The organism is Streptomyces racemochromogenes (assembly GCF_044129415.1).
In the GTDB taxonomy this organism is placed as follows: domain Bacteria; phylum Actinomycetota; class Actinomycetes; order Streptomycetales; family Streptomycetaceae; genus Streptomyces; species Streptomyces racemochromogenes_A.
The window spans coordinates 24,815-38,239 of sequence record NZ_JBBDHD010000020.1; the positions used below are offsets into that span (position 1 = coordinate 24,815).

Sequence of the window (13,425 nt, forward strand, 5' to 3'; positions counted from 1 at the left end):
CGCGGCCGAGATGCGAGCCGAACGCACCTGGCTCCACGCGCACCGCGCCCTCCTCGTGGGCACCCCGCCCCCGCCCCGCCGCCCGTTCCCGTGCGAGCCGCCCACCCCGCGTGATACTCCTCGCTGCATGGGGGAACTTCAGACAGCGCGGCTCGTCCTGCATCCGATGACCACCGGCGAGGCCGAACGCGTCGTGGCGGGCGCGCCGGACGGCGAGGCCCGCTGGGCGACCGGATACCCGACCGAAGGCGACGTACTCGCCGCCCGGCGCTTCCTGCGGACCTGCGCCGACACGGGCGACCCCGGTCCCTTCGGCAACTACGAGATCCGTCTGCGCGAGGACGGCACGGCGATCGGCGGCGTCGGCTTCCACGGCCCCGCGGACGAGACCGGCACCGTCACCATCGGCTACGGCCTCATCCCGTCGGCCCGCGGCAGCGGATACGCCTCCGAGGCCCTCCGCGCGCTCCTGCGGCTCGCCCGGGCACGGGGCGCCACCCGCGTGCGGGGCGACGCCGACCACGACAACACCGCGTCCCACCACGTCATGACGGCGGCCGGGATGCGGCCGGCCGGACAGGACGAACGCGTCAGGTACTTCGAGACCACCTGGACCGGAACACCCGACGCCCCTGACGACCGGGAGGCGGCACCCTAGCCCAGCCGGCGCGGGGGCGGGGGCGGTCACCGCCCGCATGCCGTCAGGCGGATCGGGCGGGCGGGCACTCCGGCCGACATCGGGGTGCGCCCGGCGCCTGTGGTCCGGCGCGTGGCCGATTCCGGACGGGAAGCCGTCGCCCGCCGACGCGGCCCCGCCCCGGCAGACGGGGAGCGGGACCGACCCACCCGGCCCCCCGGCCCCCGCCTGCCGGGCCGCCCGCATCGGTCAGGCGACGGAGGCGCTACGACGGAACGCGCTGCGAAGGAACGGTCTCCGCCGCCGAAGGCGGCTCCGGCGGGGTGCCGTCCCCGAACGGGCGTCCGCCCAGCGCCTCCCGGCCGTGCGGTTCGAGCCAGCCCGACGGGTCGGGGCCGGCGGGAACGATCCCCGTCGGGTTGATGTGGCTGTGCACGACGTAGAAGTGCTTCTTGATGTGGTCGAAGTCGACCGTGTCCCCGAATCCCGGCGTCTGGTACAGGTCCCGCGCGTACGCCCACAGCACCGGCATCTCGGTCAGCTTCTGCCGGTTGCACTTGAAGTGGCCGTGGTAGACGGCGTCGAAGCGCACCAGCGAGGTGAACAGCCGGATGTCCGCCTCGGTGATCGTGTCGCCGACGAGGTAGCGCGAGTCCTCCAGCCGCTCCGAGAGCCGGTCGAGGCGGGCGAAGAGACGCTCGTACGCCTCCTCGTACGCCTCCTGCGACTTGGCGAACCCGGTGCGGTAGACGCCGTCGTTCACGTCCCGGTAGATCTCCTCCCCGACCGCGTCGATCTCCGGCCGCAGCGCCGCCGGGTACAGCTCGGGCGCGCCGTCACGGTGGTATGCCGCCCACTCCAGCGACATGTCGAGGGTGATCTGCGCGTAGTCGTTGGTGACCACGGCTCCGCTCGGCACGTCCACGATGGCGGGCACGGTGATGCCCCGGTCGTAGTCGGGGTCGCGGGCGAGGAACGCCTCCTGGAGGCGCTCGATCCCCAGCACCGGGTCACGGCCGCCCGGGTCGAGGTCGAAGGTCCAGCTGCGCTTGTCGTGCGTCGGCCCGGCCACGGCCATGGGCAGGGCCTTCTCCAGCCCGAGGAGCCGCCGCGTGATCACCGCGCGGTGCGCCCAGGGGCAGGCACGGCTCACCACGAGCCGGTAGCGGCCGGGCTCCACCGGGAAGCCGTCGCGCCCGTCGGCGGTGATCCGGGTGGTGATGTACCGGCTGTCACGGGAATACCCCTTGCCGGGGTTCACAATGCTCATCCCCGCCCCCTACCCAGGAACCGCACCGCCCATCGACCGCTCCACCGGGACTCCGCCGTCCCTCGTCCCCGGGACGGCGGTTGCTGCGGCGTGGGCCGACCGTCTCTGACGGCAGCCGGCCCGACCGCGGCACCCACCGCGGCACCGGCACCACGAGGCCGGGCCCCGGCCGAGGGGGAGTCGGCCGGGACCCGGCGGCCCCGCGGAGCGTGCGTCGCGCGGGGCTAGCGACGGAAGGCGTCCTTGACGTCCTCCTTGGCGTGCCGCGCGGCACCCTTGGCCTGCTCGCCCCGGCCCTCGGCGGTCATCCGCTCGTTGCCGGTCGCGCGTCCCAGCACCTCCTTGGCCTTGCCCTTGGCCTGCTCGGCACGGGCCTTGCCCTTCTCCGTACCCGACATCGGAACCTCCTCGTGGTCTACGGAATCGGCTGTCGTGACCGCTCTCCTGTTCCCGATCGCCGCCGTGAAACCCCCGACTTCGCGCGAGAAGCGACGGCGCCCGCCGCACTGCCGTCCCCGGGGTAGAGGCGCCGTCAGGCGAACCGGCCGCTGGCCACCGGCCCCGCGGAGCGGATCCGGGCCCGGGGGCCGTCCGCCCACAGCCCCGCCGCGCGAGCGGCGAACGCGGCCAGTACGGGATCCGGGTCGTCCGGCGTCTGCCCGTCACCCTCCGCCGGAGTGGGATCCGCGGCCAGGATCGCCTCGGCCAGCTCCTCGGCCGACCGGTCGTCGGGCTCGGCCTGTTCCGCCCGCCCGTCCTCGGAGAGCCGCAGGCGGGGCTCCCAGGGAGCGGTCACGGTCTGCACCAGCAGGGTGCAGACGTCGGCCGACGCGCCGGGCGTCTCGGTCCAGCAGGTGGCGTGCTCGAAGAGCAGCTCACCCTCGGCCCGTTCGGTCAGCGCGTGCACCGTCTCGGGGTCGCAGGCGGTCAGGTCGTACGCCACCACCAGCACGTCCGGGGTGCCCGGCCGGTAGGGGGAGGCGGGGACGCCGAGCAGACGGGCCGCCGCCAGGCCGAGTGCCCGGCTGCCGCGGTCCGGCAGCAGGCCGACGGACGCCGGCCGGCGCCCCGTGGCGTCCAGGACCGTCCGCAGCCGCTCCAGGCCGTGCCGGCAGGAGTCGAAGTCGTCCTGGAGGTAGGCCCAGCGGCCGGTCATGCCCTGGTCGAAACCGTGCGGGGAGAGGGTCAGGAGCAGCCCGCCGGTCAGCACGCAGTGCCAGCCGCGCAGGTCCCGCGAGCCCGTCGGCGGCAGGGCCGCGGCACGGTCGAGCATCCGCCCGACCCGTCGGCCCGGTTCCACCCAGACGCCCTCGGGCTCCGAAAGGCCGTCGAAGACCTGCCGGGCCGTGTCGATCCGGCCGGCCATCAGGGCGTTGTAGACCGTCAGGTAGCGGTCCGGCCAGTCGGCCATGAGGGAGTCGTGTGCGCGCAGCAGGGCCAGTGCGTCGGCGTGCCGCTCGACCTGTTCCAGCGAGGTCACCAGTTCCAGGAGCACCCGCCGGGGCGTGAGCCGCGACTCGGGCCGCGGCGTGGACCTGCGGCGGAACAGCCCCGTGCGTTCGGGCGTGCTCGGCGGCGCCAGGGTCAGGCGCAGGGCCGCGCGCAGCGCGGGGACCGCCAGGGCGGGGATGCCGCGCTCGACGCAGGCGTAGCCGAACACGTACAGCCGCTCGGCGTTCGCGGGCCGTGCCGCCAGTGCTGTCGAGGCCTCGGCGAGGTCCGTGAAGCCGGCGCCCGCGGCCAACTCGGCCACGAGCGGGGCGATCTCTTCGGACGCGAGCTCTTCGGCGGCGCGCCGCAGGGTGTGCATCGACTCCTGGGGGTCGCCTGCTTCGAAGAGTTCCCAGGCCTTGGACAGTTCGGGGGTCATGTGTCTCCGGTGGTCGAGGTCGAATCCTCAGGATGATCGCTGGCGCCGGGACGTACGGGCAACGGGATTTGACCCGCGGCCGCCTGCGTCCCGGACGGCCGGACGCCTCCGCTGCCCGCGAGCCTCCTACCGCACCCCTACCGGCGGCAGCGGTTCACACGCCGCGTGCCAGGCGGCGGGCAATGCGGCGACGCCCGTGCGGGCGGCGATCACCCCGCCCGCGATGGCGCAGGTGGTGTCGATGTCCCCGCGCCCGCCGACCGTGCACCACAGGCCCTCGTGCAGGTCGTCGAGGTGTCCCGCCGCACACCACAGGGCGTACGGGACCGTGTCCGGCCCCGACATGCGGTAGCCGGAGCCCAGAACCTCCGCGGCGTGCCGCACCGAGGTGCCCTCCGGCATCCGGGACGCGATCCGCACTCCCGACCGGACGTCGCCGTCGGGGAGCCGTTCGGCGACCGTCCGCAGGAAGTCCGCCCTGGCCGGGGCGGCCCCGCCCCGGCTGCGGGTGGCCAGCGCCGCGGCGAGGGCGACGGCCACCGCCGCGGCGACCGCCTCCGGGTGGTGGTGCGAGACCGCACCCTGGCGGGCGGCCTCCTCGGCGGCCGCGTCGAGGTCGGCGGCGTGCCAGGCCCCGAGCGGGGCGGCGCGCATGGCCGCCCCGTTGCCCCAGGAGCCCTGCCCGCCGAACTGCCCGGCGACCACCGCCCGCCACGGCTCGCCCGCACCGATCCGGCGGAGCACGTCGTGCATCGAGGCCCCGTACCCGCGGTGCGTGTCGTCGGCGTAGGCCGCCGCGAAGCCCAGGGCCAGGCGGTCCTGGTCGACGGCGCCGCCGCCCTCGGCGAGTTCCCGGACGAGAACGACCGCCTGGGCGGTGTCGTCGCTCCACCGCCACAGCGGCTCCGGGGGCGGCGTCCGCGCGGCCAACGCGGCGTCACCGTCCCGGCGCAGGATGCCGAACCAGCGGTCACCGAAGGCGTCGCCGAACGCGAGCCCGTACAGCGAATCCAGTACAGCCGGAGGCACAGTGATCATCGGGCCAGTCTCGCGGCGCGCCGGCGCCCCCCGCACCCCGTTTTCGGACCGGACGGCGGCGGAAACACTGCCGTCCCGCGAAGAGCCGGCCCGTCAACCCAGGCGGACCACCCGGGCCCAGGCGGGCGGGTCCGTGGGAACGTACTCCGGGTCCTCCTCGTCCGCAGCATGGTCGGACCGGGGGAAGAGGCCGACGATCGTACGGCAGGACGGCTGCGCGGAGGGCCACGGCGTCTGTCCGTCCGTCAGGACGACGATCACGTCCGGGCGGGGCCGGCAGCGCAGCGCCCGGGCGAAGCCCGACCTGAGGTCCGTACCGCCCCCGCCGATCAGCTCCAGGTTCTCGGCACGGCACAGCGGTACGGCCACCCCCGCCGCGGCGTCGCACGAGATCACCGAGACCAGGTCGCGGCGGCCGCCCACCGCCCGTGAGATCGCCGCGACCTCCAGCAGCGCGGTGCCCAGTTCGGCGTCGCTGACCGAGCCGGAGGTGTCGATCACGACGCAGACCCGGGTCGGCATCCGCCGCAGGCTGGGCAGCACGACCCCGGGAACCCCGGCCGAGCGCCGCGACGGGCGCCGGTAGCTGTGGTCCTCGCCCGCCCCCGCCCCGCCCACGGCCGACCGGACGGCCGCGCCGAGCAGTTGCCGCCACGGCTGAGGGGGATGGAAGGCCTCGTCGGCCCACCGCCGCCACCCCTCCGGCGCGTCCCCGGGCCGGCCGGTGATCGCCTCGGCCACCCGGAAACGGACCGCGTCCCGCTGCTGCCGGCTCAGCCCGTGCGCGCCCTCCGGACCCAGCTCCCAGGGCCGCGCCCGGCCGTCGGCGCCGCTGCCGCAGTCCAGCCAGGCCAGCTGCGGGGTGTGGCCGGCCATCGAGAACCGGCGCAGGTACTCCTCCATCAACAGCCCGTCGGGCAGGCCCGCCATGGCCGGCCGCACGGCCCCGGCGGGCCTCGGCAGGCCGTCGCCGTAGATGTCGTCGTTGATCTCGAAGTCGGCGGCGATGTTCTGCCGCAGCCGCTGCCCCGGACCGCTCTCCCCGTACTCCCGCGCATACCGCTCGCCGCGCTCGTGGTGGTCCCGCAGCAGGTGGGAGACCTCGTGCACCCACACGCCCGCCAGCTCCTCCAGCGGGGTGCGCGCCACGAAGGACGGGGAGACGTAGCAGCGCCAGTGGGCGTCCACCGCCATGGTGGGCACCGACCGGTCCTCCACCACGTGCAGCGCGAACAGCGCGCCGGCGAGGTACGGGCGGACGGACGCCGCGTGCAGCCGGGCGGCCAGCAGCTTCTCCGTGTCCAGCGGGACGGCCGGGCCGGGCCGCTCGCCGGGGACCGCCGCCCGTACGGGCCTCGGCGGCGGGGGAGGGGCCATGGGACGCGGACGGGGACGGGGGCGCGGTCGCGCGGGGGTGCTCATCGGCGTCCACCCGCGCCGACGCGGCCGGCGGCCTTCGCGGTACGGGCCACCGAGTTCTCCGCCCGCCGGGCCAGACCGACCACCGGGGCGAGCCGCTCCATCGCCTCGGGGATCTCCCAGCCGTCACGGCGGAGGGCGGCCAGCGCCTTCGCCGGGCCGACCAGCAGATCCGGCGCCCCCGTCTCCAGCGCTCTGACGAGGACCGCCCAGCCCGCCTCCCACCGCTCCCGTTCCGGGCGCGCCCCGACGGCGGCGACCACCGCTTCGAGCGCCGCCTGGCGCAGGTCGCCCCGTTCCGGCAGCTCGGCGGTGGCCGGATCGGCCAGCAGGGAGTCCGGGTCGGGCAGCTCCATCCGGTCGACGTGGGCGAGCAGTTCGAGGCCGGGACCGTCGCCGACCGCGCCCCTGACCAGCAGCGCCAGCACGTCGCGGGAGACGGACGCGGCCGTGCCGAAGGCCAGCAGCGTCATCGCGGCCTCCCAGCTGCGGGGCGACGGCCACGCGCCGCCGCGCCGGGTCTCGGTGGTCGGCAGCCGGTGGATCAGCGTGGGCCTGGCCTGCAGGAAGCCGCACACCGCGAGGCGGGCGAACGCCACCGCCCCGGTCAGCGCCGCCGGGTCCAGCCGGGGCAGCTCGGCGCGCGGCCAGACCCCGCCGAGGCCGCGCACCACCACCTCCCGGTCGTGCACCCAGTACAGGTGCACGAACCGGTTGGCCAGGGGCGGGCTCAGTTCCCAGCCGTCCGCGGCCGAGGCCCGAGGATTGGCCGCGGCCACGATCCTTACGCCGGGCGGCAGGTGCAGGGCGCCGACCCGCCGCTCCAGGACCACGCGCAGCAGCGCGGCCTGGACGGCGGGCGTGGCGGTGGACAGTTCGTCGAGGAAGAGCAGCCCCCGCCCGGCACGCACCAGTTCCACGGCCCACTGCGGCGGAGCCATGGGCACCCCGTTCTCGGCCGGGTCCTCGCCCAGGACGGGCAGGCCGGAGAAGTCGGTCGGCTCGTGGACGCTGGCGATCACGGTCGTCAGGGGCAGGTCCAGGGAGGCGGCGAGCTGGGTCAGCGCCGCCGTCTTGCCGATGCCGGGCTCGCCCCAGAGCAGGACGGGCAGGTCCGCGGCCACGGCCAGGGCCAGCGCCTCCAGCTGCTCGTCGGGGCGCGGCTCGGTGGTGGTGGTCCGCAGGAGCGCCAGGAGGTCGCCGGCGAGGGAGAGCTGGGGCCGGTCGCCGGGTGCTGGAAGGGCGGGCAGGAGAGTGCTGGAGGACATGGTGGTCACCTGTGTGGGTTTCGGGGACGGGTGTTCCGTCCGGATGCCGTCGGCGGCGAGGACACGCAGGCGGACGCGAGGACGCGTACGCGAACGCCCGACGTGCGGGGAAGGGGAAGGCAGGGGGCGAGCCCGGGCGGTCAGCCGGGCAAGCCGGTGCGGGGGCGGGTACGCGCGCCCCGCTTGCGGCGCAGATCCCAGGGCAGACGGCGGTCGAGCCGCGGCCGGTGGCCGGGCCCGCCCGTCACGAGCGACGCGGGGTGCACGGGTACCAGCCCCGCGCGGAAGAGCCCGTGGTCGATGCGGCCCTCCACCGCCTCCTCCAGGGCGTCCCGCAGGGCCCCTTCGCGCAGCACCGCGCCCGGGCCGAGGAGCCCCTCGACCACCGCCAGCGCGCCGGTCACGTCGCCGTGGCCGAGCCGCTCGCGGACCGCGGGCAGCGCCTCGGGGCTGAGGTGGACGGTGTCGATCGCCCGCAGGCAGGGCAGGCCCGGGCCGCCGAGCGCCATGAGCAGTTCCTCACGCGCCAGTTGGGCCGGTTCGTGGTCGACGGCCGTCAGTACCCCGTCCCGCAGCGCGATCCGGTGGACCTCCCCGAGGCATTCCACCCGGTGCGGGTCGGTGCCGCCCGCGGAGGCATCCAGGCCGGGCTCCGGCGCCGGCCCGCCCGCGGGAGGCCGTACGGGAACCGGCGCCGACAGCGCGGCGGCGACCAGCGGGTGCAGCCGTTCGGCCCGGACCAGGCCGGCCCGGAGCAGCTCAAGGTCCGGCAACGGCCGCGCCGCGGCCTCGGGCAGCACGGGCAGCGCCGCCACCGCCTGCGCCGGCAGCGCCTCCCGTACCGGACGCAGCACCGGGGCGTGGCTGTCGTCGGGGGCGACGAGCTCGAAGACGCCGCGGCCGCCCGCGCCCAACCGTACGGTCAGCGGTCCGCGAGGGCCGAGGCCGTCGGCCCGCAGCAGCAGTTCGGCCTCGGCTGCCCACTGTTGCGGCGGCCGCGACGGCCAGGGGTCCCACCCCGCACCGCACCTCCCCGCGAGCTCGGCACTGCGCGTGCCGTCCCAGAGGTGGCGGTGCAGGTCGAGCCGGAAGCGCCGGTCGGGGTGGGGATGGGGGTGGTGCGCGGGCGCCCCGTCGCGGGATTCCTCCCACAGCGCCAGCGACATCCGCTGGCCCGCGTCCGCCCAGGCGGGCGGCGTCCGCACCACGAGCCGGGGCGTGGCCCGGCCGGGGGCCCCGTAGCGGGCCAGACAGAGGGTGAGGCCGGGCCGCAGGCGCCCGTCCGGTGCGGTCCGGGGCATGTGCCAGCGCAACAGATCGGGCGACAGACGGCGCAGATCGGCCCGTAGACGGGAGGCGAGGTCGGTGCCGTGGCGGTGGCGCACGGCGCGCAGATCGAGGTCGACGTCGATCCGGGCGGCGGCGCAGGCACCCGCCCAGTCCCCGACGGCTCGGCGGGCCGTCGCGTTCTCGATCATGGACGGTGGCACGGCGTACTCGCGTACGCGTTGCCACATGAGCAGGCGGGCGGGAACCGGTTCCGCGAAGTGAGATGCCATCAGCACTCACCTTGCGCGGACGATTCCCCCGTTCCGGTAGAGGAGTAGGTCTTCATCGGCGGCATCGTAGGCAGACCCCGGAGGACCTGTCACCCGACCTTCGACGAAGGCCCCGGCTCCGGCTCCGGGCCGCCACCGCCGACCCACCGGCCGGACGCCCGCCGACGGACCCCGCCGACGGGCTTCAGGCCCGGTCCGCCGTGACGAGCCAGGCCGTGCCGAGCAGGCGGACCGCGCCGTCGCGTTCGTACGGGCGCAGGTGGTCGGCCAGGACCCGCCGGGCCTCGGCGCGCGCCTCCGGGCCGACCTGGGCGAGCAGGTGGTGGCCGGGACCGGAACCGAGCAGGAAGTCGGCCGCGTCCTCGGCGTCCCCGCCCCACACCCCGTACGCCCGGGTCCGTTCGGCCGTGACGGCGGTGAAGCCGGCCGCGCCGAGCAGCGCCCGCGTGCGGGCGGGGTCGGCGAGGGAGAACATGCCCGGGGTGCCGGGGGCCGTGGCGAAGCCGCCCACGGGCAGGACGCCGTCCAGGGCCCGGAAGGCCTGCATCCATTCGCTGGCCTCCGCTTCGGCCGCGGCGATGAACGCGAGGCGGCCGCCGGGGCGCAGGGCCCGGCCGATGTTGGCGAAGGCGGCTTCGGGGTCGGCGAAGAACATCACGCCGAAGCGGCTGATGGCACGGGTGAAGGAGCCCGGCGCGAAGGGGTGCACCTGGGCGTCCCCCTGGGTGAAGGCCACGTTGCCGAGGCCCTCCGCCTCGGCGGAGGCGCGGGCGCGCGCCAGCAGCGGCGCGGAGAGGTCCAGCCCCTCCGCGGAGCCGCCCCCGCCCTTGCCCTCGCCCTCCGCGGAGCCGCCTGCGCCGGCGGCGCGCCGGGCCGCGAGCCGGGTCGTCCGGCCCGCCCCGCAGCCGATGTCGAGGACGCGGTCGCCGGGGCCGATTCCCGCGGCGCCGAGCAGGGGCTCGTTGAACCCGTCGTTCACCGCGTCCCACCGCTCCTGGTGGGCGGCCCAATAGGTGCCGTCGTATCCGTTCCAGGCCTCCGCCTGCGCGGTGTTGACGATTCCGCCGCCGCCCTGCGTGTCGCTCATTGCCGTTCTCCTCCGGTCCGCGGGCCGAGAATGGGCATCTGCCCAAACCCCAGGCGCTAGGGTATGGGCACACGCCCATACCCGCAATCACCCCAGGAACCGGAGCGCCCCGATGTCACCCCGTGGAGTAGCCATCCCGGATCTGCGCGAACGCCTGTTCGCGGCCGCCGAACGCGTGGTGGCCCGCGACGGCGCCGCCGCCCTGACCAGCAGGGCGGTCACCGCCGAGGCCGACTGCGCCAAGGGAGTCCTGCACACGCACTTCGCCGGGCTGGACGAGTTCGTGGCCGAGCTGGTCCTGGACCGGTTCGCGCGCGCGGCGCGGCTGGCGCAGGCGCTGCCGGCCCGGGCGGGAGAGGGCGACGTGGCCGACAACCTCGCCGAGGTGGCGCTCGCGCTGCTCGACTCCCTCGACCCGGGCGTCGTCGGCCTCGCCCTCACCCGCCCCGCGTCCGCCCTCCACACGCGCGAGGCGCTGCGGTCGGGCTCGCCGGGGTTCACGACGATCGAGGAAGCGCTCCGGGCCTACCTGGAAGCGGAACGTGCGCGGGGCCGCGTACCGGCCGCACTCGACTCCGGCGCGGTGGCACTGGCCCTCGTCGGTACGGTCCACCACCTGCTGATGACCCGCGGGCCCGACGGCCCGGCCCCCCGCGAGACCACGGCCCGCCTGGTCGCCGCCCTGCTCCCCGCCCCCGCGGCACCCCGGCCGGCCTGATCCTCCCGCCCCACCCTTCCGGCCCGCCGGTCGGTCCGCCAGGCCGGAGTCCGACGTTCCCACGCCCGCCCCGTCACGAAGGAGGCGGTGTCCCTCTGGCTGCCGACGCTCCGGGGCGACACGATGGAGCGGCTCCGGGACGCGGGACCGCAGACGAGGTCACCCGTCCCGGCCGAGATCTCCACCCGACCCGAAGGGGTGTGCGCCCATGCCCGACCGCCCGAGCGCCGAGACCGGGGACCGCGTCGAACTCGCCCCCGGCGAGGTTCCGTCCGACAGCCGCTTCGCCAATCCCGACCTCCTCCCCGTCCCGGTCGAAGCCCGCCGCTGGACGACGTACAACTTCACCGCCCTGTGGGTGGGCATGGCGCACAACATCCCCTCCTGGCTGCTCGCCTCCGGGCTGGTGGCCCTGGGGATGGACTGGAAGCAGGCCGTTTTCACCATCGCGCTCGCCAACCTCATCGTCCTCGTGCCGATGCTCCTCACCGGGCACGCCGGCCCCAAGTACGGGATCCCGTTCCCGGTACTGGCCCGGGCCTCGTTCGGGGTCCGCGGAGCCAACATGGCCGCGCTCATCCGGGCCGCCGTGGCCTGCTGCTGGTTCGGGATCCAGACCTGGATCGGCGGGTCCGGGATCTTCGTCCTGCTCGGCAAGGTCTTCGGCGGCTGGGCGGGGGCCGCCGAGATCGGCGGCGAGCCCTGGACGCTGTGGCTGTGCTTCATCCTCTTCTGGGCCCTGGAGCTCGCCATCATCCACCGGGGGATGGAGGCCCTGAGACGCTTCGAGAACTGGGCCGCGCCCTTCGTCATCGCCGGCGCGCTGGCCCTGCTGGTGTGGATCGGGGTGAAGGCGGGCGGCTTCGGCGAACTGCTCGACCAGCCGTCCCGGCTCGGCTGGGGCGCGGACTTCTGGCCGGTCTTCTTCCCGGCACTCATGGGGATGATCGCCTTCTGGTCCACGCTCTCCCTCAACATCCCCGACTTCACCCGCTTCGGCGCGGGCCAGCGTTCCCAGATCCTCGGCCAGACCCTCGGGCTGCCCACGACGATGACCCTCTTCGCGCTGCTGTCGGTGATCGTCACCTCCGGCTCGGAGGCGGTGTACGGAGCCCCGGTCTGGGACCCGGTGGAGCTCGCCGCCAAGGCCGACAGCGTCTTCGGGCTGCTGTTCGCCCTGGTCACCGTGCTGGTCGCGACGATCTCGGTGAACATCGCGGCCAACGTCGTCTCCCCGGCCTACGACCTGGCCCACCTGGCCCCCCGCCGGATCGACTTCCGCCGGGGCGCGCTGATCACCGGCGTGGTCGGCGTGCTGATCATGCCGTGGAAGCTGACGTCCACCCCCGAGCTGTACATCTTCACCTGGCTGGGCCTGGTCGGCGGACTGCTCGGCACCGTGGCCGGCATCCTCATCGCGGACTACTGGCTCGTACGCCGCACCCGGCTCTCGCTGCCGGACCTCTACCGGGAGGGCGGCCCGTACTGGTACGCGGCGGGCTGGAACCTCCGGGCCCTCGCCGCCTTCGTGGTCGGAGGGGTCCTGGCCGTCGGCGGCTCCCACTCCGCCCCCGGCAAGGGCCCGTTCCCCCAGGGCGGCCTGATCCCCTTCCTGAAGCCGCTGGCCGACTACGGCTGGGCAGTGGGCCTGGCCACGTCCTTCCTCCTCTACACGGCGCTCATGAGCGGGGCGCGCCCCCGTCCACCGGCAGCGGACCGGGCGCACGGCCGTCCGGCCTGACGGCGAGGTCCCCCGTCCCCGTACCCCTACCCGTTCCCGTCCCGCGCCGGCCGGTCTCCCCATCCCGCGTCCGCGATGAGGTCGTACCAGTCGGGCAGGGCCCCCTGCGGCAGGTGGCGGCGTACGAGCTGGCCCGGGAAGGAGAGCGGCCCGGCCTTGCGCGGATTGTCCAGGGCCTGGGCGACGATCGCGTCGGTCAGCACGTACGCCAGGTCCTCGCGCGGCAGCTCCGCGTGCACCCGATCGGCGAAGCCGGCGGGGAGCAGCTCCCGGCCCCGGCCCAGGATGTCGGCGGTGATGCCGGCGTGGCAGAGCATGACCTCCGGACCCTTGCGGGCCCCGATCCCCTCGAAGGTGTGCAGGGCGATGGCGTCCCAGGCGACCGCCGCCCGGTCCTGCGACAGGCCGTGTTCGCGCAGGAACCCGACCGCCAGGTCCGCCCCGTCGACCTCGAAGCGCTCGTCGCCGTTGCCCGCGTCGCTGACGCCGATGTCGTGGAGCACGCTCGCCACGAACATCAGCTCGTCGTCGTAGTCGGCGCCCGCCCGGAGCGCCCGCGTCTCGCCGATCGCCCGGCCGAACAGATAGCCGCGCAGGCTGTGGCGGAAGACGACGGGATCCGTGAGTTCCGCGGCGTAGCGCAGCGCGGAGACGGCCAGTTCGGAGCGCGGAAGTTCCACACCGGCGTACGAGAGGGGCGGAGAGGAGGGCCGCACAGCGAGGTGTCCTTACGATGACGTGCCCCGGGCGAGACCGGGGCGGAGGGGATGACAGGACGATCCTGCGGTGGCGGGGGCCGCCCTGACAGTGGCACGAAT

General features: G+C 75.5%; 12 protein-coding genes. 3 read left to right on the forward strand and 9 right to left on the reverse strand.

Annotation, left to right across the window (positions count from 1 at the left end):
* Positions 1–127 precede the first annotated feature (127 nt).
* Complete coding sequence (locus tag WDV06_RS10690) at positions 128–658, forward strand: GNAT family N-acetyltransferase (RefSeq protein WP_395509468.1); 531 nt, start codon at positions 128–130, stop codon at positions 656–658.
* Between the two features lie 244 nt (positions 659–902).
* Here the strand turns inward: WDV06_RS10690 and WDV06_RS10695 are convergent, their stop codons facing one another.
* From WDV06_RS10695 to WDV06_RS10730, 8 genes are all read right to left on the reverse strand, one after another.
* Positions 903–1,907 carry a glutathione S-transferase family protein gene (locus WDV06_RS10695; RefSeq protein WP_395509410.1) on the reverse strand — a complete coding sequence of 335 codons (1,005 nt, stop codon included), beginning with the start codon at positions 1,905–1,907 and terminating at the stop codon, positions 903–905.
* Positions 1,908–2,131: 224 nt separating this feature from the next.
* Positions 2,132–2,305 (reverse strand): CsbD family protein, encoded by a 174-nt coding sequence (locus WDV06_RS10700; protein ID WP_395509411.1) that lies wholly within the window; start codon positions 2,303–2,305, stop codon positions 2,132–2,134.
* A 134-nt stretch (positions 2,306–2,439) separates the two neighbouring features.
* On the reverse strand, positions 2,440–3,777 hold the full coding sequence (locus tag WDV06_RS10705; RefSeq protein WP_395509412.1) for a tetratricopeptide repeat protein: 1,338 nt from the start codon (positions 3,775–3,777) through the stop codon (positions 2,440–2,442).
* 126 nt (positions 3,778–3,903) lie between these two features.
* Complete coding sequence (locus tag WDV06_RS10710) at positions 3,904–4,815, reverse strand: ADP-ribosylglycohydrolase family protein (protein WP_395509413.1); 912 nt, start codon at positions 4,813–4,815, stop codon at positions 3,904–3,906.
* 93 nt (positions 4,816–4,908) lie between these two features.
* Positions 4,909–6,192, reverse strand: coding sequence for a vWA domain-containing protein (locus WDV06_RS10715; protein ID WP_395509414.1), 1,284 nt, complete (start codon positions 6,190–6,192; stop codon positions 4,909–4,911).
* Positions 6,193–6,233: 41 nt separating this feature from the next.
* Positions 6,234–7,502: an AAA family ATPase gene (locus tag WDV06_RS10720; RefSeq protein WP_395509415.1), complete on the reverse strand. Its 1,269-nt coding sequence runs from the start codon at positions 7,500–7,502 to the stop codon at positions 6,234–6,236.
* A gap of 140 nt (positions 7,503–7,642) precedes the next feature.
* Positions 7,643–9,061 (reverse strand): hypothetical protein, encoded by a 1,419-nt coding sequence (locus tag WDV06_RS10725; RefSeq protein ID WP_395509416.1) that lies wholly within the window; start codon positions 9,059–9,061, stop codon positions 7,643–7,645.
* 184 nt (positions 9,062–9,245) lie between these two features.
* A complete protein-coding gene (locus WDV06_RS10730; RefSeq protein WP_395509417.1) occupies positions 9,246–10,148 on the reverse strand; it encodes a class I SAM-dependent methyltransferase in 903 nt (300 codons plus the stop codon).
* Between the two features lie 112 nt (positions 10,149–10,260).
* On the opposite strand from WDV06_RS10730, the gene WDV06_RS10735 reads away from it, so the two are divergent.
* Together WDV06_RS10735 and WDV06_RS10740 are read left to right on the forward strand one after the other, a co-directional pair.
* Positions 10,261–10,866, forward strand: coding sequence for a TetR/AcrR family transcriptional regulator (locus tag WDV06_RS10735; protein ID WP_395509418.1), 606 nt, complete (start codon positions 10,261–10,263; stop codon positions 10,864–10,866).
* A 208-nt stretch (positions 10,867–11,074) separates the two neighbouring features.
* Complete coding sequence (locus WDV06_RS10740) at positions 11,075–12,607, forward strand: NCS1 family nucleobase:cation symporter-1 (protein WP_395509419.1); 1,533 nt, start codon at positions 11,075–11,077, stop codon at positions 12,605–12,607.
* Between the two features lie 26 nt (positions 12,608–12,633).
* Here the strand turns inward: WDV06_RS10740 and WDV06_RS10745 are convergent, their stop codons facing one another.
* Positions 12,634–13,323, reverse strand: a complete 690-nt coding sequence (locus tag WDV06_RS10745) for an HD domain-containing protein (protein ID WP_395509420.1) — start codon at positions 13,321–13,323, stop codon at positions 12,634–12,636.
* Positions 13,324–13,425: the final 102 nt, after the last annotated feature.

What these genes read in the sequence shown, in the direction of transcription:
- WDV06_RS10720 (WP_395509415.1), bottom strand. Translation starts at nt 7,502, where the DNA reads ATGTCCTCCAGCACTCTCCTGCCCGCCCTTCCAGCACCCGGCGACCGG.
- WDV06_RS10710 (WP_395509413.1), bottom strand. Translation starts at nt 4,815, where the DNA reads ATGATCACTGTGCCTCCGGCTGTACTGGATTCGCTGTACGGGCTCGCG.
- WDV06_RS10730 (WP_395509417.1), bottom strand. Translation starts at nt 10,148, where the DNA reads ATGAGCGACACGCAGGGCGGCGGCGGAATCGTCAACACCGCGCAGGCG.
- WDV06_RS10735 (WP_395509418.1), top strand. Translation starts at nt 10,261, where the DNA reads ATGTCACCCCGTGGAGTAGCCATCCCGGATCTGCGCGAACGCCTGTTC.
- WDV06_RS10690 (WP_395509468.1), top strand. Translation starts at nt 128, where the DNA reads ATGGGGGAACTTCAGACAGCGCGGCTCGTCCTGCATCCGATGACCACC.
- WDV06_RS10725 (WP_395509416.1), bottom strand. Translation starts at nt 9,061, where the DNA reads ATGGCATCTCACTTCGCGGAACCGGTTCCCGCCCGCCTGCTCATGTGG.
- WDV06_RS10715 (WP_395509414.1), bottom strand. Translation starts at nt 6,192, where the DNA reads ATGGCCCCTCCCCCGCCGCCGAGGCCCGTACGGGCGGCGGTCCCCGGC.
- WDV06_RS10740 (WP_395509419.1), top strand. Translation starts at nt 11,075, where the DNA reads ATGCCCGACCGCCCGAGCGCCGAGACCGGGGACCGCGTCGAACTCGCC.
- WDV06_RS10695 (WP_395509410.1), bottom strand. Translation starts at nt 1,907, where the DNA reads ATGAGCATTGTGAACCCCGGCAAGGGGTATTCCCGTGACAGCCGGTAC.
- WDV06_RS10700 (WP_395509411.1), bottom strand. Translation starts at nt 2,305, where the DNA reads ATGTCGGGTACGGAGAAGGGCAAGGCCCGTGCCGAGCAGGCCAAGGGC.
- WDV06_RS10705 (WP_395509412.1), bottom strand. Translation starts at nt 3,777, where the DNA reads ATGACCCCCGAACTGTCCAAGGCCTGGGAACTCTTCGAAGCAGGCGAC.